The sequence below is a fragment of the Ornithinibacter aureus genome, assembly GCF_009858245.1.
GTDB classification, from domain to species: Bacteria; Actinomycetota; Actinomycetes; order Actinomycetales; family Dermatophilaceae; genus Fodinibacter; species Fodinibacter aureus.
In genome coordinates this window covers 1,688,561-1,709,214 of sequence record NZ_VMSB01000001.1, presented here as the reverse complement: position 1 = coordinate 1,709,214, position 20,654 = coordinate 1,688,561, and the positions used below count along the sequence as shown (strand labels likewise).

Annotated in this window: 18 protein-coding genes and 3 pseudogenes; 18 read left to right on the top strand and 3 right to left on the bottom strand. The window is 69.5% G+C overall.

The features are described 5' to 3' along the window. Positions 1-88 precede the first annotated feature (88 nt). Complete coding sequence (locus C8E84_RS08090; RefSeq protein WP_159901099.1) at positions 89-1,573, bottom strand: ParB/RepB/Spo0J family partition protein; 1,485 nt, start codon at positions 1,571-1,573, stop codon at positions 89-91. A 365-nt stretch (positions 1,574-1,938) separates the two neighbouring features. On the opposite strand from C8E84_RS08090, the gene C8E84_RS08085 reads away from it, so the two are divergent. Continuing rightward, positions 1,939-2,637, top strand: coding sequence for a hypothetical protein (locus C8E84_RS08085; protein WP_159901097.1), 699 nt, complete (start codon positions 1,939-1,941; stop codon positions 2,635-2,637). A 66-nt stretch (positions 2,638-2,703) separates the two neighbouring features. Here the strand turns inward: C8E84_RS08085 and C8E84_RS08080 are convergent, their stop codons facing one another. Next, positions 2,704-3,570: a hypothetical protein gene (locus tag C8E84_RS08080; RefSeq protein WP_159901095.1), complete on the bottom strand. Its 867-nt coding sequence runs from the start codon at positions 3,568-3,570 to the stop codon at positions 2,704-2,706. A 242-nt stretch (positions 3,571-3,812) separates the two neighbouring features. Here C8E84_RS08080 and C8E84_RS08075 point away from each other — a divergent pair, with 242 nt between their 5' ends. The 13 genes and pseudogenes from C8E84_RS08075 (at position 3,813) to C8E84_RS08015 (ending at position 17,447) form a co-directional block, all read left to right on the top strand. Next, positions 3,813-4,187 carry a hypothetical protein gene (locus tag C8E84_RS08075; RefSeq protein ID WP_159901093.1) on the top strand — a complete coding sequence of 125 codons (375 nt, stop codon included), beginning with the start codon at positions 3,813-3,815 and terminating at the stop codon, positions 4,185-4,187. Beyond that, a complete protein-coding gene (locus tag C8E84_RS08070; RefSeq protein ID WP_159901091.1) occupies positions 4,184-5,644 on the top strand; it encodes a hypothetical protein in 1,461 nt (486 codons plus the stop codon). The genes C8E84_RS08075 and C8E84_RS08070 overlap by 4 nt, the downstream gene beginning before the upstream one ends. Before the next feature lie 237 nt (positions 5,645-5,881). Continuing rightward, positions 5,882-6,361, top strand: a complete 480-nt coding sequence (locus tag C8E84_RS08065) for a hypothetical protein (protein ID WP_159901089.1) — start codon at positions 5,882-5,884, stop codon at positions 6,359-6,361. 506 nt (positions 6,362-6,867) lie between these two features. Next, positions 6,868-8,147, top strand: a pseudogene (locus C8E84_RS08060) (IS3 family transposase). Between the two features lie 370 nt (positions 8,148-8,517). Then, positions 8,518-9,606 carry a calcium/sodium antiporter gene (locus C8E84_RS08055; RefSeq protein ID WP_159901085.1) on the top strand — a complete coding sequence of 363 codons (1,089 nt, stop codon included), beginning with the start codon at positions 8,518-8,520 and terminating at the stop codon, positions 9,604-9,606. A gap of 43 nt (positions 9,607-9,649) precedes the next feature. Next, on the top strand, positions 9,650-12,388 hold the full coding sequence (gene mbhE, locus C8E84_RS08050; RefSeq protein WP_159901083.1) for a hydrogen gas-evolving membrane-bound hydrogenase subunit E: 2,739 nt from the start codon (positions 9,650-9,652) through the stop codon (positions 12,386-12,388). Then, a complete protein-coding gene (locus C8E84_RS08045; RefSeq protein ID WP_159901081.1) occupies positions 12,385-12,741 on the top strand; it encodes a sodium:proton antiporter in 357 nt (118 codons plus the stop codon). Before mbhE ends, C8E84_RS08045 begins: the two co-directional genes overlap by 4 nt. Then, positions 12,738-14,312 carry a monovalent cation/H+ antiporter subunit D family protein gene (locus C8E84_RS08040; protein ID WP_159901079.1) on the top strand — a complete coding sequence of 525 codons (1,575 nt, stop codon included), beginning with the start codon at positions 12,738-12,740 and terminating at the stop codon, positions 14,310-14,312. The genes C8E84_RS08045 and C8E84_RS08040 overlap by 4 nt, the downstream gene beginning before the upstream one ends. Beyond that, positions 14,309-14,692, top strand: coding sequence for a Na+/H+ antiporter subunit E (locus C8E84_RS08035; protein WP_159901077.1), 384 nt, complete (start codon positions 14,309-14,311; stop codon positions 14,690-14,692). The genes C8E84_RS08040 and C8E84_RS08035 overlap by 4 nt, the downstream gene beginning before the upstream one ends. 5 nt (positions 14,693-14,697) lie before the next feature. Continuing rightward, complete coding sequence (locus tag C8E84_RS08030; protein ID WP_211675446.1) at positions 14,698-14,970, top strand: MrpF/PhaF family protein; 273 nt, start codon at positions 14,698-14,700, stop codon at positions 14,968-14,970. Next, positions 14,967-15,293 carry a monovalent cation/H(+) antiporter subunit G gene (mnhG, locus tag C8E84_RS08025; protein WP_068324857.1) on the top strand — a complete coding sequence of 109 codons (327 nt, stop codon included), beginning with the start codon at positions 14,967-14,969 and terminating at the stop codon, positions 15,291-15,293. The genes C8E84_RS08030 and mnhG overlap by 4 nt, the downstream gene beginning before the upstream one ends. 863 nt (positions 15,294-16,156) lie before the next feature. Further along, positions 16,157-16,453, top strand: a complete 297-nt coding sequence (locus C8E84_RS08020) for a hypothetical protein (RefSeq protein WP_159901075.1) — start codon at positions 16,157-16,159, stop codon at positions 16,451-16,453. A gap of 97 nt (positions 16,454-16,550) precedes the next feature. After that, positions 16,551-17,447, top strand: coding sequence for a hypothetical protein (locus tag C8E84_RS08015; protein WP_159901073.1), 897 nt, complete (start codon positions 16,551-16,553; stop codon positions 17,445-17,447). An 11-nt stretch (positions 17,448-17,458) separates the two neighbouring features. On the opposite strand, the pseudogene C8E84_RS08010 reads toward C8E84_RS08015, so the two are convergent. Further along, positions 17,459-18,819, bottom strand: a pseudogene (locus tag C8E84_RS08010) (IS3 family transposase). 258 nt (positions 18,820-19,077) lie between these two features. Here C8E84_RS08010 and C8E84_RS18360 point away from each other — a divergent pair. The 4 genes and pseudogenes from C8E84_RS18360 (at position 19,078) to C8E84_RS07990 (ending at position 20,649) form a co-directional block, all read left to right on the top strand. Further along, entirely contained in the window at positions 19,078-19,200 is a 123-nt protein-coding gene (locus C8E84_RS18360) for a hypothetical protein (RefSeq protein ID WP_281348924.1), read from the top strand. 211 nt (positions 19,201-19,411) lie between these two features. Further along, positions 19,412-19,720 (top strand): hypothetical protein, encoded by a 309-nt coding sequence (locus tag C8E84_RS08000; protein ID WP_159901071.1) that lies wholly within the window; start codon positions 19,412-19,414, stop codon positions 19,718-19,720. A gap of 106 nt (positions 19,721-19,826) precedes the next feature. After that, positions 19,827-20,090: pseudogene (locus C8E84_RS18530) on the top strand (hypothetical protein); the annotation flags it as partial. A gap of 331 nt (positions 20,091-20,421) precedes the next feature. Beyond that, positions 20,422-20,649 carry a FitA-like ribbon-helix-helix domain-containing protein gene (locus tag C8E84_RS07990; protein WP_159901067.1) on the top strand — a complete coding sequence of 76 codons (228 nt, stop codon included), beginning with the start codon at positions 20,422-20,424 and terminating at the stop codon, positions 20,647-20,649. The last annotated feature ends 5 nt before the right edge of the window (positions 20,650-20,654 follow it).

Sequence of the window (20,654 nt, the reverse complement as noted above, 5' to 3'; positions counted from 1 at the left end):
GGTCTCCTTGCTCGTCAATGGGTTGTGGGTGGGGGCCCGGGAGGGGAAGCGGGGGAGGGGGCTGCCCCTCCCGGGCGGTTCGTGGGGCTCAGGCGGCGTCGCTGTCGTCGGCGCCGGTGTCGGACGTGACCGTCGCGGTGAGGAGCTGCTCGACGTCGCTGGGCTGGTACCCCCACCCGGTGATGACGCCCATGACCCGGACGTCCCACGCGGTGGGGTGGCGCCAGGTGTGGACCCCGGTGCTGGCTTCCCACGACGCCAGGACCGCGGCCAAGGTGCGCACCGTCGCAGCCTTCGCCGTGGTCGGGGTTGCCAGGGGAGTGGCGGGTGACTTTTGCTCGTGTCCGAGCAGGGTCCGCAGCAGCGGGTGGGACTCACCCATCGCCTTGGACAGGGTGTACTGCCCGGTCAGGACCGCTTCGCAGATCAGCGTCTCGGCCCCGGCCGGGACGCTGGCCCGGGTGATGAAGCGTCCCAGCCATGCCCGGCGGACCGTCTGCGCAGACCGCCACGCGGCGTTGTTGGCGATGACCTCCCGGCGGCTGCGCCCGCTATCGCTGGCCCCGTCGTCGTCGTCGTCGGTGGCGCTGGTGTTGGCGGTGGTCGGGCCGGTGCTGTCGTAGCGCGACCGCAGCCCGGCCGCCGGCGGGTCGGTGCAGATCCACACCTGCACGAACCGCAGGGCCGGTTCCGCGTCCCAGTCAGTGCTGGTCGTGTCCGGGTCGTCGGGTTCGTCGGGGTAGGCCCACTGCGCCCGCAGGACCACCGCGGCACCGGGCACGCTGGGCCAGTCGTGCTCGGGGACGGGCTCGCCGTCGGCGGTGACCAGGGCGTCCAGGTGCAGGGTCCATGCCCGGTCGGGAACGTCCTGGGGGTCCAGGACGGGCACCCCCTGCCCGCGCAGGAGCTGGGCGTGCGCCCGTAGGGCGGTCTCCTCGGCGCGGGCGTCGCGCAACCGCTGGGCCGTGTGCTCCAGGGGCCGGCCCCAGGACAGCGCCTGCTCCAGGGCCTGCATCGCGTGCGGGTCGTCCTCGAACTCGGCGAACGTCGCGGCCGCCTCCAGCGTCATGCCGGCGGCGTCCATCCGCTCCCGGGCCGTTGGGCTGGCGGACACGGTGAGGGCCGCGTCCACCGTCGTGCGGGTGATGGAGGTGCGCTTGGTGATCTGTGCGGCCGACACCCCGAGCAGGGACAGCTGCTCGATCGCGTCGCGTTCCTCGGCGGCGCGCATCGCAGCCCGGTGCACGTTCTCCACGAGCTGGTCGGTGACCCGGTCCACTTCCGCGGGGCGGGCGACGACATGAACCGGGACGAACCCGTCCGGGGTTCCGACCGATGCCGCGGCCAGGGTTCGGCGCTGCCCCCGGTAGACCACGAGGCGGCCGTCGTCGTCGACCCACGCGGTGATCGGCTCCAACACCCCGCGGGCCTTGATCGACGCGGCGAACTCCTTCGCTCCCGGGTGGGTGTCACTGCGGACGTTGGCGCCGATGACCAGCGCCCCCGGAGGGACCCGGTAGGTGCCCCCGACCTCGAAACCGGTACTGCCCCGCCTGCTGCTGCGTGTGCTCATGATGCTCAACTCCCCTGATGGACAACCGAACTGGATGCACTCATCCTCCGCGGAGGAACCCCGCCGGGGCAGCCCATGTGGGGGCCTGTGGAGAACGCCGCCGCGGTGTCCCCACCTGGGGATAAACCCGGTGCGTTGCCGCCGGTGAGCTCTCCGTTCCGCACACCACGGGGTTGAGCTGCTCGAGCCGATCTGCTCGCGCCCGATTACCGGGGCGTCTCGCGTCGCCGGGTCTCGGCTGGCCCCACGCGGTGCGGCCCCCGCCATTCCTAGGCGGAGATCTGCAGGAGCCGGCGCCGCACCGGCGCAGGCGGCGGGCCTGCTTCCAGTTGTCGACGTCGTGCCCGCGTGCTGGAGTGTGCGGTGTGGGTGACCCGGTAGGAGCGCTGGAGTGGTTGTCGCGTCGACGCGATGGCGAGTCGGTCCCGCTCATCGCCGCCGGTGCCGGGGTGAGCGCCCGAACCGTGCGGGCGGCGACGGACCCGTACGGACCGTTCCCGGCAGCGTCGAAGCAGCGGGGCCGGACCGTGGCTGATGCCGCGACCGTGCGGGCGCGCACCGACCGGTGGGTGCAGGCGCGCCGGCGCGGGCAGCGGGTGACTGACATCGCCGCCCGTGAGGGCGTGGCCCATCAGCTGGTCTCCCGGTGCACCCAAGGTGCTGGCCCGTACCCGGCGCCGGAGGTGGTGCAGCAGTGGGTCGCGGCACGCCGGGAGGGCCGCACCCTGGAGGCGATCGCGCAGGAGTTCGGAACTGTGAGCGTGGTGGTCTCTCGCGAGACCCGCGCCTTCGGCCCGTTCCGCCCGCCCGGCCCGCGGCTGCCCGACGGGGTGGTCGGGTCACGCGGCATCGCCGCACTGGCCGGGGTCAGCGACACCGCAGCGTTGCGGTGGGTGCGCACCGGCAGGGTCCCCACCCCGGACTTCGTGATCGGCGACGGCCGAGAACTGTGGCTGAACAGCACGATCACGAGGTGGCTGGCCATCGCCGACCTGACCACGTGCCCGACCTGCGGGGCCCGGTGCGTGCAGGTCGCCTCGCACCGGGCCGCCGCGCACCGCTGACAACAGCGGGTCCCTCCGCACAACGGGTCCGCGGCACGCACCTGCAAGGCGCGGGGGCCGCGTCACTCAGGTCAGGGAGAGCACAACACCGCCGGTGCGGTCCGTGTCTCGCGGCCGGGTGAGGCGGGCGTGGCGTTCCAGGTCGACGCGGTGCCCGGAGAGGGCGAGCAGCCCCGCGTAGTGCCCACCCAGCCCGTGCTCGGCCAAGGTGTCGTCGCCGACCAGGGCTAGTCGCCGGTGCCAGTGCCGGGTCAGCGCAGGCTGCGCGTAGGTCGCGCCGATGAGGACCACCAAAAGGGCAGCCATCCAAGGGTGGCCGTCGGCGGCGTTCTGGGCGACCGCGATCCCTGCGACGACGACTCGGGCACGCCATGCCATCCGCAGCAGCGCGACGCCACGCAACGTTCGTCCCGCGGCCGCCACGACGCCCTCCAGCACGACCCAGGGCAGGCACCACACGGCCAGGGCGACCTGGCCCCGGGTCAGCCCGGCTGAACAGATCGCGGCGGCATGGGCGATGCTCGCCGCGGCCTGCTCGTGGGTGACGCGGCCGTGGTGAACGGCCACGACCAAGTCGCGGGGCGCCACGACAGTGGAGCCGCCGCACGCAAACGCGACCAAGCCCTGTCCGTGCGGCTGGACTGCCAGCCGCACCAGGGGCGGGCCCAGCCCGGCGGCGCACGCCCGGGTGATCGCCGGGGCCATGACCGCGGCCTCCGCAGCGGTGGGGGATCGCGCGCCGTGTAGGGCGCGGCACGCCAGCTGCTCACCCACCCCGAACCGCAGCAGGACGGTGGCCGCGCCCAACCCGCCGACCAAGGCCAGCGCCGGCAGGGCGGGCATGGACCCGGCGGCGATCAGCAGCACCACGCCGCTGACCGTGATGGGCACCAATGCGCGGCACCACCCCACCAGTGACGTCGACGCAGTCACGACGATCGCCTCCTTCGTCCCCGGTCCCGACGGGGGGAACGGCTCCCTTCACCCGGGCCTGTGGGTCCTCACGGTCACTGTCGCGCACACCACTGACACCCCGGCACGGGTTATCCACAGGCCGCCGAGAGGTCGGCCCAACAGTCCAGGACCGGGTGACAGTGGGGCCTTCAGCGGCGGGTCAACAAAAGTCGTCTGCCCAGAAGTGGCCCCCAAGGACGCCTTGGAATGCGTAGGGATATATGAACACTTCACACGTTTCGGGCCTCGTGCCCGGCCTGTACGTCCTGCCCAGTGCGGAGCGGACGGTCGCACTGCACCACCTCGCCGCCGCGTTGGCGGTCCTGGGAGATGACGCTTCCCGCGCCAGCGAGCACTCACGTGACGTCCGGTTGCACGTCGTGGCCTGCCAGGCGCAGCACCTGGCAGGAGAGGTTCTCGCCCTCCTGCCCGCGCGCGACACGGCTGGGTTCGTCGTGCCGGACCCTGCCGGGCTGCCCGCGGCGGCGACCGCGGTGCGGGTCGCGCTGGACGCCGAGCACGTCCAGCCCCTTCCCGGGGGGCTCGGCATTTCGCTGGGTTTCCTGCTCGAGCTCGCGCAGGCGGTCACGCCATGAAGGCACCGAGCCGGCTCAGCGTCGGCGAGCTCCTCCTCGAGGGCGACCTCACCGCCCGGCGGCTGCTGCTCGACCCGGACGCCCTCGACGCGGCCGCGATGGTGCGCACGTGGCCCGAGGTCGTCCAGGCCGGCCACGAGTTCCTAGCGATCCTGCCCCGCCGCGGCGGCGGGCCGGGGGTCCACGCGCTGCCCGGGGCGCGCAGCCAGGACCAGACCGGTGAACGGCTGCAGCTCATGGCCACCTCTATGCACCAGCACTTGCGCAACCGGTTCTGGCCAGGCGACGGACCCCCGGACGACCAGCTCCTGGCCATCGCCGGGAACCTCATCCGCGCGCACGACATGGTCGCCAGCCACCGTCGCCCCGCACCCTTGCTCACCCCCGCCGTATTGGCGGACGCTGGCGTCGCCCGCGAACGCGTCCTTCACACCCTGTACGTGGCCGCCCACGCCATCAACGTCGCCGTCCAGGCCCAGCTGCGCGCCCACCCCCGGCCCGGGACGTCCACACCCCGAATCGGCTCGGCGCTGCGCAGCACCCAGCAGCGACTGGCCACGTTCGAGGCCGTCGCCGGCAGGGAGGTCTACCGGACCTTCCCCAGCGACCCTGCACTCGAGCACCGTGCCCCCCCCTCCCAGGACCGGCTGTCCGCGGCCCTGGCCGGGTGGGACATCGCCACCCACCGGGCCCTGGCCCGCGAACCGACCACGGCCAACCTGGCCGAGCTCACCCGCGTCCAAACCCACACCCTGGCCATGACCCGCACCGTCCTGGACGCCGCCGCCTCCCAGGGCGTTCTGGACGCTCCGGCCTACCACGCGCGACTGCAACCGCACCTCACCGCAGCCGAATCAGCCTGGGGAACCCTGCACGCCACCGTCCGGGACCTGACCAGCCACACCCACCGAAGCGTCACCCCAGACCTGCGAGCCGCCGGCTCAGAGGTCGCCCACACGTTCTCCGAGATCGTCATGACCGGCACCACCCTGGCCGACCCCGCCACCATCGCCACTCGCGTCCACCTGCCCGCCACCACCGCGACCCTCCTCGGCGCCCTGGAGGCACCCCACCAAATTTCGCTGCTCCTGCACGACGCCGCCCTCCACCCCGCAACGACAGTCAGTGCCCGAGCCGCCCAACAGTTCCTGACCCCGCTCGAGGCCGGCCGCAAGCCACCAGGTACTGAGCGCCCGGATGCCGCCTGGGTCGACCCCCGGGCCCTGGTCGCCGACCGCGCCGTGCCACCTCCACCACCAGTACGCGAGCTCATCACCGCACAGCTTCGTCACGTCAGCACCACCTCCCACGCGATGTCCAGCGCAGCGACCCCACTGACCGCGCCGGCTCAAGCCCGCCCCCCGCAAGCGCGAAAGGCCCGACCCTCGGCCGCCCGTCAGCCCCGAGCCCGCGTCTCGAGCGCGGCGGCCACTGCGCGCACCGGCGCACAACGGTGACTACCGCCGCCCCATGCCAGGTCCGACGATCGCGACCCCTCCGACCCGGGACATCGACGGACGCGGCCAGCCAGCTGCCCGGTCTCAGCCGGGCCGGGGTTTGGGCTTATCCACAGGGCCACGACCCCTCCGCGGCGCCATCAACAGCGTCTCGGTCGCCTGACCAGCAGGACCCGACGTCGGGCAACCTGCACCCACACAAGACATTTGGGCACCCCGCCTTGCAAGGAGGACAGCATGACCATCACGACCGACGCTGACCGTGACGCCCGACTGCGGCAATGGGCCGCGGGCATCTACCCCGACGAGGCCGCCGTTGAGCTCCTCATCCGCAGCGGATGGACCAGACGCGCCGCCCTCGTCACCATCGTCTCCACCCCAGGCGAAGACCCTGCCGAGATCATCGACTGGGACGTTCTCGGTCAGATGCTCGACGGGCATCTCGATAGCCACATCCTCGCAGCCTCCAGCGGCGAGCTCCGCGTGCTGCGCATCGCCCACGGCATCGCCCGCGGTTTCCTGCATGAAACGGTTCCCGGGCTCGACCGGCACCACACCGACCTCGTCCTGGCAGCAATCGCCCACGCCAACGGCTCCCACCAGCACAGCGAACCCAGCGAGACGCCGGTCAACGGCAGATGGGTGGACAGCGAAACCGGCCTACGCGTGTCGTTCAACGCCTTGCAATCCCTGCACCGATGGCCGAGCACGCCCTAAAGCGCCCGTCTCCTGCGAGCACACCCTGCACGGCACGGCCCCGGTTCTCTGAGCCCGACTCATCGAGGGCGACGCGGCACGGCATCGACGAGCGGATACATCCCGAGGTCGCGTCTCTGCGCCCACTGTGGGCTACCCGGCCAGGGCGTTCTACCGGTAGGACTTGGCAGCGCTCTGCTGCAGGGTTGAATTGGCCCACCGGACGTTCCGTTCGCCCCCTAGAGGGGGCCTGTCCCGGTCGCCTAACCGGACGGGTCTTTCGGGACGCGAGGTGTCCCGGTCGTTCCAGGAACTCACCGCGCCCCGCAAGAGGTTCCCGCTGCGGTCATTCCATGCGTGGGTATGCGACGCCGGCAGCGCCGCGTTGGTCGACGTACCTCGAGGCGAGGATGGCTGGGCTACGAGTGGTCGATTGACCCGGGCGACGCGGTGGCGTGGATTGCAACTTGGCTCACTGAACCGCCCCGGCATGTCGGGAGACTCCAAACCTTGGGAAGGTTGGAGTCATGTCTGGGAACACGTCGAAGAGGTACCCGCCTGAGCTGAAGTCGCGGGCGGTGCGCATGTTCGAGGAGATCCGCCAGGATCACGCCACGGACTGGGAGGCGATGGGCAAGGTCGCCCAGCTGCTGGGGGTGAGCACCGCAGAGACCGTCCGTAAGTGGGTGCGCCAGGCCCAGGTCGACCAAGGCGCCCGTCCTGGCGTCACCAGCGAGGAGTCGGCCGAGGTCAAACGGTTGAAACGAGAGAACGCCGAGCTGCGGCGGGCAAACTCGATCCTGAAGGCTGCGGCGGCTTTCTTCGGAGCCGAGCTCGACCGGCCCTCCCGTTGATCGTGGAGTTCATCCGCGAGCACGCCGACCGCCGTGAGGAGCGCGACAACGGTGGCCTGCGTTGGGGTGTCGAGCCGATCTGCACCGTGCTGACCGAGCACGGGCTGCCGATCGCCCCGTCGACGTACTACGCACACGTGAACCGGCCAGCCACCGCGCGGGAGCATCGGGATGCGGTGCTGCTCAGCGAGATCCGCCGCGTCCACGCCGGCAACTACGGCGTGTACGGGGCGCGCAAGGTGTGGCTCCAGCTCAACCGCGAGGGTATTGCGGTGGCACGGTGCACGGTCGAGCGGCTGATGCGCGAGGACGGCCTTACCGGCGCGGTCCGGGGCAAGGTCAAGCGCACCACGATCGCTGACCCAGCCGGCCCGCGGGCGCGTGACCTGGTCCGGCGCGACTTCGCCCCGCTGGCTCCAGACCGGCTCTGGGTCGCCGACATCACCTACGTCTCGACGTGGAGCGGGTGGGTGTATGTCGCGTTCGTCATCGACGCCTACGCCCGACGGATCATCGGCTGGCGGTGCGGCTCGAGCATGTCCACCCAGCTGGTCCTGGACGCCCTCGAACAGGCCGTCTGGACGCGCGAACGTGAGGGTCGTTCGCTGGAATCGGTTGTGGCGCACACGGATCGAGGGTCGCAGTACACCGCGATCCGGTACACCGAACGCCTCGCCGAGGCGAACATCGCCGCCTCGGTCGGCTCCGTCGGCTCGTCCTACGACAACGCTCTGGCCGAGTCGATCAACGGGCTGTACAAGACCGAGCTGATCAAACCACGCGGGCCATGGCGCACCCTGGACACCGTCGAGATCGCGACCGCCGAGTGGGTCGACTGGTTCAACCATCGCCGGCTCTACGAGTACTGCGGTGACATCCCACCGGCCGACCTCGAGATCGCCTACTACGCTCAAACACGAGCCCAGCAGGAACTGGAGCTCTCAAACCACTGAGTCTCCCGACTCACCGGGGCGGTTCACACGTCCATTTGACATGCGCGGTAGGATTCGCGTGATTTTGACATGCGCGGTAGGATTCGCGTGATTTGCTACGCATTGGAAGTGAGTTCAACGCTGGGCCATCATCATTCCGGCCTGCATCTCCGCCCCAGTGTTCCGCCTCGACCGATCGACGTCGGGAGGACCTTCCGAGACCGTCAGGAGCAGTGTCGATGTCCTTTTCGATCCGGCCAGTCAGGCAGCGCCAGTTGCCTGCGAGGATGGCAGTACTCATCGGCACCCGGACAGAGCTTGCCGCGCCGCTGATCGCGGACCGCCATTGCCTATCAGCGGCCGGGCGCGCTCAGAGTCTTGCTCTCAGCCTGTGAGCGCAGTCGACGTCGCTCTTGTGGCGATCGGGCTGGTCATCTTGGTCGGTGGCGGTGAGCTTCTGGTGAGGGGGGCATCGGATCTCGCGGCTCGTGTCGGCCTCTCCTCGCTGGTCATCGGGTTGACGGTGGTGGCCTTCTCCACGTCGTCGCCAGAGATGGCCGTCACTGTCGGCGCGGTCTTGGAAGGGCAACCCGACTTGGCGGTCGGCAACGTTGTGGGCAGCAACATCGTGAACGTCCTACTGATCCTGGGTGCCTCCGCGCTGCTCCTACCGTTGACGGTGCGCGCACAGTTGATTCGTCTGGACGTGCCGGTGATGGTCGGGGTGTCAATGTGCTTGTTGCTGCTGTCGCTGGACGGCCGCCTGAGCCTTGCTGACGGGTTCTTTCTGGTCACGGTGATAGTCGTCTACACCGCGGTGTCGGTCGTTGTGGGGCGACGCAGTGCGCCGTATGTCCGCGAGTCAACAGTGGGCGAGAAGGAACGACCGGTGTGGCTGCTCCTCCTGGCGGTGCTCGGCGGGGTGGCGCTGTTGGTCGTCGGAGCGCAGCTGCTGGTCGAGGGTGCGGTCGGCATCGCTGAGGGGTTTGGGGTGAGTGGCCTGGTGGTCGGGCTCACGGTGGTTGCGGTAGGTACCTCGCTCCCTGAGCTGGCGACGTCCCTCATTGCTGTTCGACGCGGTGAGCGCGACCTGGCGGTCGGCAACATCGTCGGCAGCAACATCTTCAACATCGCTGCTGTGCTGGGCGTCGCCGCCTTGGTGGCCGATGACGGGGTACCGGTCGCAGACGCGGCCGTGGCCCTCGACATCCCGCTCATGATCGCCGCAGCGGTCGCGCTGCTGCCCGTGGCTTTCACCGGGATGGCCATCGCCCGTTGGGAGGGCGCGCTGTTCGTCGGGTTGTACGCCGCGTTCACCGCTTACGTGGTGCTGGCAGCCACCGAGCACGACGCGCTCGGGGGCTTCACGGCCATGATGATCTGGTTCACCTTGCCGTTGGTCGCGATCACCTTGGTCGTCCTCGGGGCCTACGAGATTGGTCGGCGTCGCGCGGCTCGCGAGCCGCTGGCGCCGTCCTGAGGCTCCGGATGTCCGACGAGCGTCACGACCGGAGGAGGCCGACGTGCTGCTCGCCCTGAGCGCCTTGACGGTCTTGGCCGTCCTGGCTCCGCTCCTTGCCCGCTTGGGCTTGGGCCGGGAGCTCGGCTACGTGTTCGCCGCTGGTTTCGCGGGGGTCGCGATCCTGATCGCGTTCCACGTGCCGCAGATCCTTGACGGGGGCACGGTCGAGACCTCCATGGACTGGTTGCCGTCGTTGGGGGTCTCGTTCGCCCTGCGGCTCAACGGACTCTCGTCGCTGTTCGCGTTGATGGTGCTCGGCGTAGGCGCCTTGATCATGGCCTACTGCCCTCGCTACTTGAGCTCGCACGATCCCCATGGGGCCATCTACGGACTGCTCACGCTGTTCGCGGCCGCCATGCTGGGGCTGGTGCTTGCCGCCGATGTTGTGCTCCTCTTCGTGTTCTGGGAGGCCACCACCTACTGTTCCTTCCTGCTGCTCGGGCTGGCCGGGGGCCGGGCCACCCGGCCGGCCCGGCGGGCTCTGCTGATCACCGCAGCCGGCGGTCTGGCCCTGCTGGTAGCCGTGGTGCTCCTCACCGTGGTCACCGGGAGCACGGCAATCAGCGACATCCTGGCCGACCGCGAGGTGATCCTCGCGTCACCGCTGGCATTGCCGATCGGCGCCCTGATCGCGTTCGCCGCGTTTACCAAGTCGGCCCAGGTGCCGCTGCATTTCTGGCTACCCGGTGCGATGGTGGCGATGACCCCGGTCAGCGCCTTCCTGCATGCGGCGACGATGGTCAAGGCCGGTGTGTACCTGCTGATGCTGGTCTCGCCCATCTTCTCGGGCGTGCCCGCATGGTCGGCGCTCCTGGTCTCGATCGGATTGACCTCGGCGTTGTGGGGCGCCTTCATGGCCCTGCGCCAGCACGATCTGAAGGCCATCCTCGCCCACTCGACCGTCAGCCAGCTCGGGCTGCTGGTTGCCGCCATCGGCGTCGGCACCCCGATCGCTCTTGCCGCCGCCATGCTCCACACCATCGCCCACGCGCTGTTCAAGGCGACGTTGTTCATGCTCGTCGGAATCATCGACAAGGAGGCAGGTAGTCGCGACATCCGGGAGCTGTCCGGGCTGTGGCGGGTGATGCCGGTGACCGCGACGATGACAGCGCTGGCCGGACTCTCGATGGCCGGCATCGTGCCGATGCTCGGCTTCGTGAGCAAGGAATACCTCTTCCAAGGAATCTTCCAGGCCGACTTCGCCCCAGCGGCGGGGCTGGTCGCCGGCTCGATCGCAGTCGCCGCATCGGCGCTGACCACGGCCTACGGGCTGCGCATCGTCTACGGCGCTTTCGGCGGCAGCACTCACCAACCCGGCCTCTACGAGCCGTCGCCGGCGTTCCTGGCCCCAGCGGCGATCGCGGCGTTGGCCGGGTTGGTCCTGGGCGCCGGCATCGACTTGTTGAACCCGCTCGTGGCACGAGCCGGCGCCGATGTCGTGCCTGGCGAGCCATTGGGGGCGTTCCAGTTCTGGCACGGACTCAGTCCTGAGATCGTCATGTCCGTCATCGCATTCAGCTCTGGGCTGATGCTCTTCCTGCGTCGACACCAGGTGGACCGACTGCTCGACCGGGTCGTGGTTCCCGACGCCGGGGCAGCGTTCGACCGGGCCCACGCCGGACTGATTGCGTTCGGATACCGGGTCGGGCAGCCGGACCGCGCGGGCGGGACGATGAGCCACCTTGTCCGGCCCCTTGGTGGCGTCGTTTTTCTCGCGGCAGTCGGATTCGTGACGCTGCGCAACCTCCCGCCGGTGCGACCCGCCGACACGGTGGGTGACTGGGTGGTGGTCGGCTTGTTCGCTCTCGGCGTCGCGGCCGCAGTGGTCGCCCGTGACACCCTCGCGGCCGTTGCTGCGCTCGGGTTCGTCGGCTTGCTGATGGCGGCCCTGTTCGTGACCGCTGGCGCGCCGGACGTCGCGCTGACCCTCGTGCTGGTCGAGGTGTTGACCGCCGTCGTCGTGGTCTGGGTGCTGCGTCGGCTGCCGGCGCGATTGCCCACCGGGGACGGGCCGCGACTGCCGTGGTCGGTGCTGCTCGCGCTCGCCTGCGGGCTCGCCGCCGCATCGGCGACGTACGCCCTGACCGGGCGGCGAGGTCCGTCAACCGCCTCGTCGTTCTTTCTCGACAACGCCGAGGCGGCGACCGGAGGCACCAACGTGGTCAACACCATCCTGGTGGACTTCCGGGCGATGGACACCCTTGGCGAGGCAGTCGTTCTCGGCGCGGTCGCGCTCGGGCTGCTCGCTCTGCTCGGCTCCACCGCCGCAGATGATCACACCCCGGAGCCACCCGCCGACGCCGACCATCTCAGCGCCGCCGCATCGGTGTTCCTCCAAGTGAGCGCACGGCTGGTCGTGCCGGGCGCGGCGCTGGTGGCTGCCTACCTGCTCTACGTCGGCCACGACGCCCCCGGCGGAGGATTCATCGCCGCCCTCGTCGCAGGCGCCGCGGCCGCGACCCACCAGATCGCACACGGACGGCTACCGAGGTGGTCGCGACCTGAGCTGCTAGTCGGGAGTGGGATCTTGGTCTCCCTCGGCACCGGACTGCTGGCGAGCGCCAAGGGCGAGGCTGTGCTGGCGCCGTTCAAGCTGCCCGGACTGGACGCGGTCGGTGTCGGCTCGGCACTGCTGTTCGACATCGGTGTCATGCTCATGGTCCTCGGTATGCTGACGGCCGCCCTCGACCGCTTCGCGGCGCGCACCCACCGGCCCGAGTCGTCAAGGGTGCACCCGTGACCACGGCGATCATCGTCGGCCTGCTGGTGGCCGGCGGGGTGTGGTTCCTCGCACAGCCCGGGCTCCTGCGCGTGATCCTCGGATTCGTGCTCCTGGGCCATGGCGTCAACGTGCTGTTGCTGGCGTCGGGTGGTCTCGATCGCCGCCGGGCGCCCTTCGTCGGCGATGGTGCCGGGGACCCCGCCGCCTTGGCGGACCCGCTGCCCCAGGCCTTCGTCCTGACCGCCGTGGTGATCACGTTCGGGGTCAGCGTCTATCTGCTGGCGATCCTGCGCGCGGAGTCCGTCGAAGACCCGGACGTGAGCGCAGCAGATGACATGGACGAGACGGACGAACCGAGGGCGGGCCGATGAGCCCGATGCTGCTGGCGCTGCCGGTCTTCGCTCCCTTGGCAGGCGTCGGAATGGTCTTGCTCCTGTCCCGACGCGGCGCGGGCTCGGCGGGTGCCCCGCCAAGGATCGCTCGAGCGGTCGGGTGGGGCGTCACGGTCGTTGTGCTGGTGGCGTCCATGGTGTTGCTGACCTCCGCCCTCGACGGGGACATAGCGACCCTGCGGCTCGGGGGCTGGCCGTCCGGCATCGCGATCGTGCTCGTCGCCGATGTCCTCGGCGCCCTCATGATGGCGGTCACGTCGCTGCTGGTGCTGCTGAGCCTCGTTTTCGCGACTGTGACAGGCGAGGACGACGGCCACTTCGTCGCGTTGGCCCTGGTGCTCTCCACCGGTGTGTACGGCGCGATGCTCACCGGCGACCTGTTCTCGTTGTTCGTGTTCGTCGAGGTGATGCTGGTTCCGAGCTACGTGCTCCTGATCCGATCCGGAGGGCGGCGTCGGCTGGCGGCCGGACAACGCTACGTCAGCGTCAACCTGCTCGCCTCCACCCTGTTCCTGGCTGGCGTCGGCCTGCTCTACGGCGTCACAGGCACCGTCGACCTCGGCGAGCTGGCAGGTGCTGCCCGCAACCCGGCGGCTGCGCTCGCGACCGCAGTGGTGCTGTTGGCCCTGGGGATCAAGGCCGCGATCGTGCCCCTGCACAGCTGGCTCCCGAGCAGCTACGCCGTAGCCGGCCCCGCCGTGGTCGTACTCTTCTCCGGTCTTCTCACCAAGGTTGGTGTCTATGCGCTGTTCCGGATCTATGCCGTCGTGTTCGACGGCGACCGACGCTGGTTGTGGATCTTCCTCGTCCTCGGGCTGCTCACCATGGTGGTCGGCGTCCTCGCTGCACTGGGGGAGCGCTCCGTTCGATCTGTGTTGACCTTTCACATGGTCAGCCAGATCGGCTACATGCTGCTCGGCCTGGGGTTGTTCACCACCGCCGGGTTGGCGGCCGGCATCTTCTTCCTCGTCCAGTACGTCCTGGTCAAGGCAGCGCTACTGATGTGCGCCGGCGCCATCGAGGTCCGCCACGGCACCGACGAGCTGCGTCTCTTGGGCGGAATCGGCCGCACGGAACCCGTGCTCGCGGGGGCATTCGGGATCTCCGCACTGGCACTGGTCGGTGTCCCGCCGCTCTCCGGCTTCGTCGCCAAGCTGAAACTCGTGCAGGCAGCCGTCGCCGAGCACCAGTACGCCGCAGTGGCAGCGGTGGCGGTCGTCAGCCTGCTCACCTTGGTCTCGATGCTGAAGTTGTGGAACGCCATCTTCACCCAGCCCGAGCCCCAGCCCGAGTCCCAGCCCGTGACGAGACCGGGTGCTGGACCGTCGACCGAAGCAACGATCATGGTGGTCCCGTCGCGCTCTGGTCCGATCCTGCCCCCGGCCGATGCGATCGCGTCGCGGCCGCTGCTGCTGGCCCCCGCGGTCGTCCTGGCCGGGGTGGCGGTGTCGCTCGGCCTCGCTGCGGAGCCGCTGCTCGTTGTCTGCGAGCGGGCGGCCGATGGTCTGGTCGACGTCGGAACGTATGTCGAGGCGGTGACCTCGCCATGACCGGGGCCCGTGCTCCTCGTCCTGTCCGCCTGGCTCTGTTCGTGGTGGTCTACGGGTGGCGCTACCTGAAGGCCAACGTGCAGGTCGCAGCGACCATCCTGACGGGCCGGCCGCGGCTCGCGCCGGCCCTGGTCGAGGTGCGGCTGCGGTGCCGGACCGACGCAGAGGTGGCCGCCTACATGGGCTTGATCACCCTGACTCCCGGCACTATGGCCGTCTCCCTCAGTCCTGACCGCACGCGGCTGATCGTGCACGGCATGCACGCCTCCGACACGACGGCATTTCGCGCAGACCTGGCGCGGCTCGAGGCGGAGCTGCTTGACGCCGTCCGCCGGCTGGAGCGGGGCGGCACGGCCCCCAACGGAATGGAAGAAGGGTGAGTGGCGTGGAGCCGTCTCTGGGCTCGGTGCTGGACCTTGCGCTGTTGGTGCTCGCAGGCACGCTCGTCGCGGCCATAGTGCGGATGGTGCGCGGCCCCACCGACGCCGACCGGGCACTGGCGGCCGACGTTGGCTTCGCGGTTCTCATCGCCGCCGTGGCGCTCCTGGCGGCGCGACTCGACGAGCCGACCCTCTACAGCCTCGTCATGGTGGCAACCCTGGCCGGATTTCTCACCACCGTCGCGCTTGCGCGGCTGGTCGATCGGCGTTCGCCGTGAGTGCCCAGGAGCTGGCCGCTGGAGTGCTGGTGCTCGTGGGCGTCGCGCTGTTCGCGAGCGCCGCGGTAGGACTGCTGTGGCTGCCCGACGTATACGCCCGAATCAACGCGGCCGCGAAGGCCGCCGGACTTGGCGTGGTCAGTGTGTTGCTCGGTGTCCTGATCCTCGACCCGAGTCCGGCCTCGGTGATCACTCTCAGCCTCGCGATCGTGCTACAGCTGCTCACCGTGCCTATTGCCGGCATCGCCATCGCCGAGGCGGCCTGGCTCTCGAGAGCCCCTCGGACACCAAGCACCCAGGACGAGCTCGAATCTCCACCCTGAAGGTCGTGCAGCCCGTGAGGGGCGAGTTGGTGGTCGACGAGCGAGTGGGCCAGCGCGGGAACTGACGTAGCCACGCTCGCGGACCCCGACTGATCAGCTCGGCGACCGGGTTCCATAACCGGGACGGGAGAGACCACTCCTGATCACCATCCGGGCAACGAGGCCCGGACCGACGACAACGGTGGTGATCAGCATGGACGACCTACTCATCCTCCTCGGACTGGCTCTCTGGCTCGGCCTCTGGGCGGCTCGTCAGCTCGGCTGGTGCGGTGTCAGGCGCGGGCAGGCGAGCGCAGCGGCACGGCGCAACCGGCGACACTCGTCCCACGGGTCCGTGCCCGAGGGTGGTTCCGACGGCCCGTACGTCGACGCGGCGGGGAGGCGTCCATGATGCTCCTCAGGCTGTCTGGTGCTGCGATGCCCGCGAGCGGCGACCCGTTCCACCCCCACGTGCGACTCCCTGTCTCGGGTGCCTGGTCGCGCACGGATGCTCGACGAGGTCGTACGTCATCTCCAGGCAGGGTGCTGCGTGCACGTGACCCTGACGATCCCGCACCGCGGACTGCTCTCGTTCGTGCGACGGCGCAGCACTGCCACGGCGGACAGCAACCTTCGCGACCGTCTCGAAGACCTCGCGGGGGTTGCGGGACCCGACGCGAGTCGCGTGACGGTGAGGTTCGAACACGAGCCGAGCGCGTTGAGGGGGGCCTGGAGGGCTTGGGCATGGCGGCGCGGCATCGGAGGACCTGGACACCCGCGCTCGAACGAATGTGCGCTCGACACACTCCTGGCTCCGGCCGAGCCCCACCCCGCTGAAACGACGGCCCATCGGGGCGAATCGACGCTGCGAGGGCAGGCCCCACGTGCGCGCCGACGCAGGAATGCCACTGTCGTGGGACGTCGTCGATGAGCTCCACCGCTGGGTGTCCGTCGGCGATGAAGCCCACCTGGTGCTGACGGTGCCCCACTCCCCGGTCTCGCGCGACCCAGACCTCCACCTCCTGTGGGAACGACGCATGACACTCGACGTCGCCGACCGCGAAGGGGAGATTGCCCAGCTGTGGCCGGGAACCCCGCTCGTGCGGATCGACATCGTCAGGACCCACCCCACCGCGGGCCGCGTTCGAAGGGCACGCCGGTTCGCCCGGCGGACGCCATGACGGTCAGCGAGCGGCGTACCGCCGCAGTGCAAGGTCCGGAAGGAGAAGGATCATGATCCATAGTGACCGGCGCGGCGCCTCAGTCCACGCTCCCGATATGGAGGATTCGCCCCTCACCACGGTTGCCGACCACGTCGGCGGGGGCGGCCGAGCCATTCCCCGGGACCTCACACCGGAGGCTGCCGCGCATCTGACCGCGGCCGGTGGTTACCCCTGCATCTCCGTGCTGATGCCGACGACCCCGGCTGCACGGATGGCGATCGCGGACCGCGAACGCCTCGAAGGCCTGCTCCTCGACGCCGAGCGACGCCTCGACGACCAACCGTTGGGCGACCGCGAGGGGTTGATGTACGAACTGCGACGACAGGCCCGCATGGCCCAGGACTCGAGCACGCAGAACGCTCTCGCGCTCTTCGTCAGCCACAGCGTGTCGCGAGCCTGGACGCTTCCGGTGGCGGTCCACCAGAAGGTCGTGGTCGAGTCCACCTTCGCCACCCGTGACCTGCTCCGGGCGCTGCACCGGACCCCACCGCACCTGGTCCTACGCGTCGACGAATTCGGAGCTCGCGTGTACTGGGTTGCCGCACGCGTCACGCTGCTCGACACGATTGAGTGTCTCCCCGTAGGCAGTGCGCGGCTGGTGGCCTCGCCGAATCTCGAAAGGCCCTACCCGGGGTCGGGGCTCGGGCTCGGCGCGGAGAGCGAGGCCGACGACCGCAGCGACCTGCTCGCCCGGATCGACCCCTGGATGGCAGGCCTGCGAGCAGAGCGCCCGGCTCCGCTCGTCCTGGCCGGCGACGCGGTGCTCGTGAACGAGCTGAGGAGAAGTGCGCGGTGGCTGCATCGGCTCGCGGGGGCCGTCGTCGGCCCCACGGCCAACAAACCTGACCAGCTGTTCACAGCGACAGCGTTGTGTCTGGAGGACTACCTGCACCGACGGGGTCAGCAGACTCTGGAGACTCTGCGCGAGGCCGGAAGGTGTCAAGCCGGTTGAGACACGTCTCGTCAAGCGGTCTGTATCAGGGCCTCCTGCGAGGGCTGGTTGATCCACGCGACGGCGGGCAGTTTCGGTGGCTGTGGTCGGCGGTTCCCGAAGCGCTCGGGGTGGGCGGTGTAGGCCGCGTTCAGGGTCTGCTGCCGTTGGGCGCGGACCTCGGTCGCGGTGCCGAAGTGCACTGACGCCGGGGTGTGCAACCCGATCCCGGAGTGGCGGTGCTCATGGTTGTAGTAGCTGAAGAACCTCTCGCCGAACGCGCGGGCGTCGGCCAGCGAGCCAAACCGCTCGGGGAAGACCGGGGCGTACTTCAGCGTCTTGAACGCGGCCTCGCTGTAGGGGTTGTCGTTCGAGACGTGCGGACGGGAGTGCGAGCGTGCGACGCCAAGGTCGACCATCAACTGGGCAACCGGTTTGGAGGTCATCGAGGTGCCCCGATCGGCGTGGATCGCCTCGGGGATGCCGTGCACTCCCATCGCCTGCTCGAGCATCGTTTTGGCGATCTGGCTGTCTTCACAGGCGGCGATCGTCCAGGCCACGACGAAGCGGGAGAAGATGTCGAGCACAACGTAGAGGTCGTAATAGACCCCGCGCTCTGGGCCACGGAGCTTGGTGATGTCCCAGGACCAGACCTGCCCCGGCTTGGTGGCCACCAACTCGGGCTTGGTCCTCGCCGGGTGCGTGGCCTGGGCACGGCGCTCACCTGCAGCGCCGTGGGCGCGCAGGATCCGGTGCATCGTCGCCATCGAGCACAGGTAGGTGCCCTCGTCCAGCAGCGTCGCCCACGCCTGGGCCACCGACTTGTCGACGAACCGGTCACTGGTCAAAACACCGAGGACCTGGGCGCGTTCGTCGTCGCTGAGCGCGTTCGGCGGCGCCGGCCGCGGCCCCGGCTGCCGGGCCGGCTTGGGCGCCTTGGCCCGGTAGTGACTGCCGCGGGGTCGGCCCAGCAGGTCGCAGGCGGTCTTGACGTTGGTGTGCGAGGCGAGCTCCTCGACCAGCGGGTTAATCACCGCGGCGACCGCCTCGGCGGCTCCGCGCTCTCGGAGAGCGTCTCCAAGAGCGCGTGTGCTTTTCCCACCAGGTCCAACGCTGCGCGGGTCCGGGCCAGCTCGGCCTCGGCCTTCTCCGCCCTGGCCCGCAGTTGCTCGATCTCGCGGTCGCGCCGGTCCCTGGTGGCCGGGGCCAGCCCGGAGCGGGCGCCGGCATCGGCGGCCTTGCGCCACTCAATGATGTGCGAGGAGTACAGGCCCTCACGGCGCAGGATCGCACCACGCTCACCACGATCTGCTGCCTCGTACTCGGCCAGCAGGTTCGCCTTGTACTCCGCGGTGAAGGTGCGGCGCTTGGGCCGGTCAGCTCGAGGTCCCATACCCCCATCATCGACGCAGGAATCAGCCAGGGTCATCGTCATCGGTAGCAACTCGCTTCTCGCCCCGTGCAAGGGAAGGAACTCAGCAGATGTGTCACACCTCAGCCTGACGCACAGGGGGCTGCCGTCAACGATCCCGAACAGGTAGTGGCCGGGCTGGACCAGTGCTGGACGGCCGTGGCAAGCCGGACCCCGGGCACCCTTGTCGTCGAGCAGGGCTACGTCCACCCTCGACCGCCCGGAGAAGGTGGGGGGCCTGTGTCCCACGACCTGATTGACGACCTCCTCGAGCACGCAATTCAAGCCGGCAACCTCATCGCCTTCGTCGACGACGCACAGCTGCATGAGTTCGGGGGAATCGCCCTCCTGAGGTCCAGGTGAATGGAGGCCGCAAGGGTGTTCGCCCGTCACGAACGCAGCGCACGAGGTGCGACACACGTGCGCCTACATCCGACATGCCACACGAACAGGAGGCCACGTGAGCGTCAGCCGATCGGGAGCTGATGGCAGTCACCCCACCGACCCCCGACGGCAGTCCACGGCACGCGAGGACTTCTCACCACTGGAACCATCTCGAGACATCGGATGGCTGTTGACCCTGCTGAGCGCAGTGGGAGCGCTGTGGTCCTCGTGGGGGCTGTTCCCCAACGATCCGGTGGGTAACGCCGCTGGGTATTGGGTCTCCGCCGCAACGACCATCGCCATCATCGGCACCATGTGGTTGCGCGCGACCGACGCCTCGTCGGCAGTAGCAGTCACGGCGCTAGCAGGTGGAACACTGCTACTCCTTGGCGCGCTTCGCGAGTACCCCACCTCCGTCACCGTCACCATGGTGGGCGGTGGCGCCGGCATCGTCGTGGGCGCGATCATGCAGGTTCGTCACGCCCCCGGAACGCGTTAAGCTCACGCAAGGCCCACGCATTGCTGATCGCCGGGGACAGCCCACCCGCCGCAGACGGAACGCCAGGGCCCACGAGACATCCGCACCCACTGATCAGCCGCCAGGCATGACCAACCTCCAGCCCTGCGGCGCGTCCTGGAATCGACGCAGTATCTGGCCATTTTCGCTTGAGCAGGCGGAAGGCCGTCCAGTTCATGGCAGCCGTGACCTTCGCACTGGCCCACGGGAGGACCCCTTGGTCTACCTCTTCGAGAGCATCGACACGGTCCTCGCCGGTGTTGTGCTGCTCCAAGTGGGCTTGGGATTGTGGGAGCTCTGTGTCGGCGACCTGGTTTTGCCGGAGAGTCTGGCAACCCACACCTTCGACGAACTAGAAGCCAAGGTCGCCGGAACTTTGGTGCTTGTGCTGGTGGTGCGCTTCCTGGAGGAACTCGTCCAGGACCCAGAGCCGCAACAGTTGCTCGGACGGCATCGCGGTCACTCTCGTCCGCGGGCTCCTAGTTCCTCTTCAGGCGCTGGCGCCACTGACCGGCGCCCACCGCCGTTCCACTGGAACTGTCCCGATGAGCGATCGGCATCCGGTGACCGACGCGGAGCCGAGGGGTGCCGTCGCAGAGGGTCGCCCTGAGAGGTGGCGCTGACTTGTCGTGGCGTAGGCACGTTGATGTGATATCGTTGATGTGATATCGGAGGTGGTCTCTATGGAACAGATCCTGATTCGCAACTTGCCCGCGGGGACCAAGGCCGCGCTTCGTGCGCGTGCCAAGCAGCGTCACCGGTCGGTCGAGGCGGAGGCGCGCGACGTCTTAACCAAGGCTCTGGAGGGCGAGCCCGTCACCATCGTTGATCTCTTGAGCACCGACGAAGGTGCCGACATCGACTTCGAACCCGAGCGCCTGGGCCTGACGGCACGCTCGGCACAACTGTGAAGTAC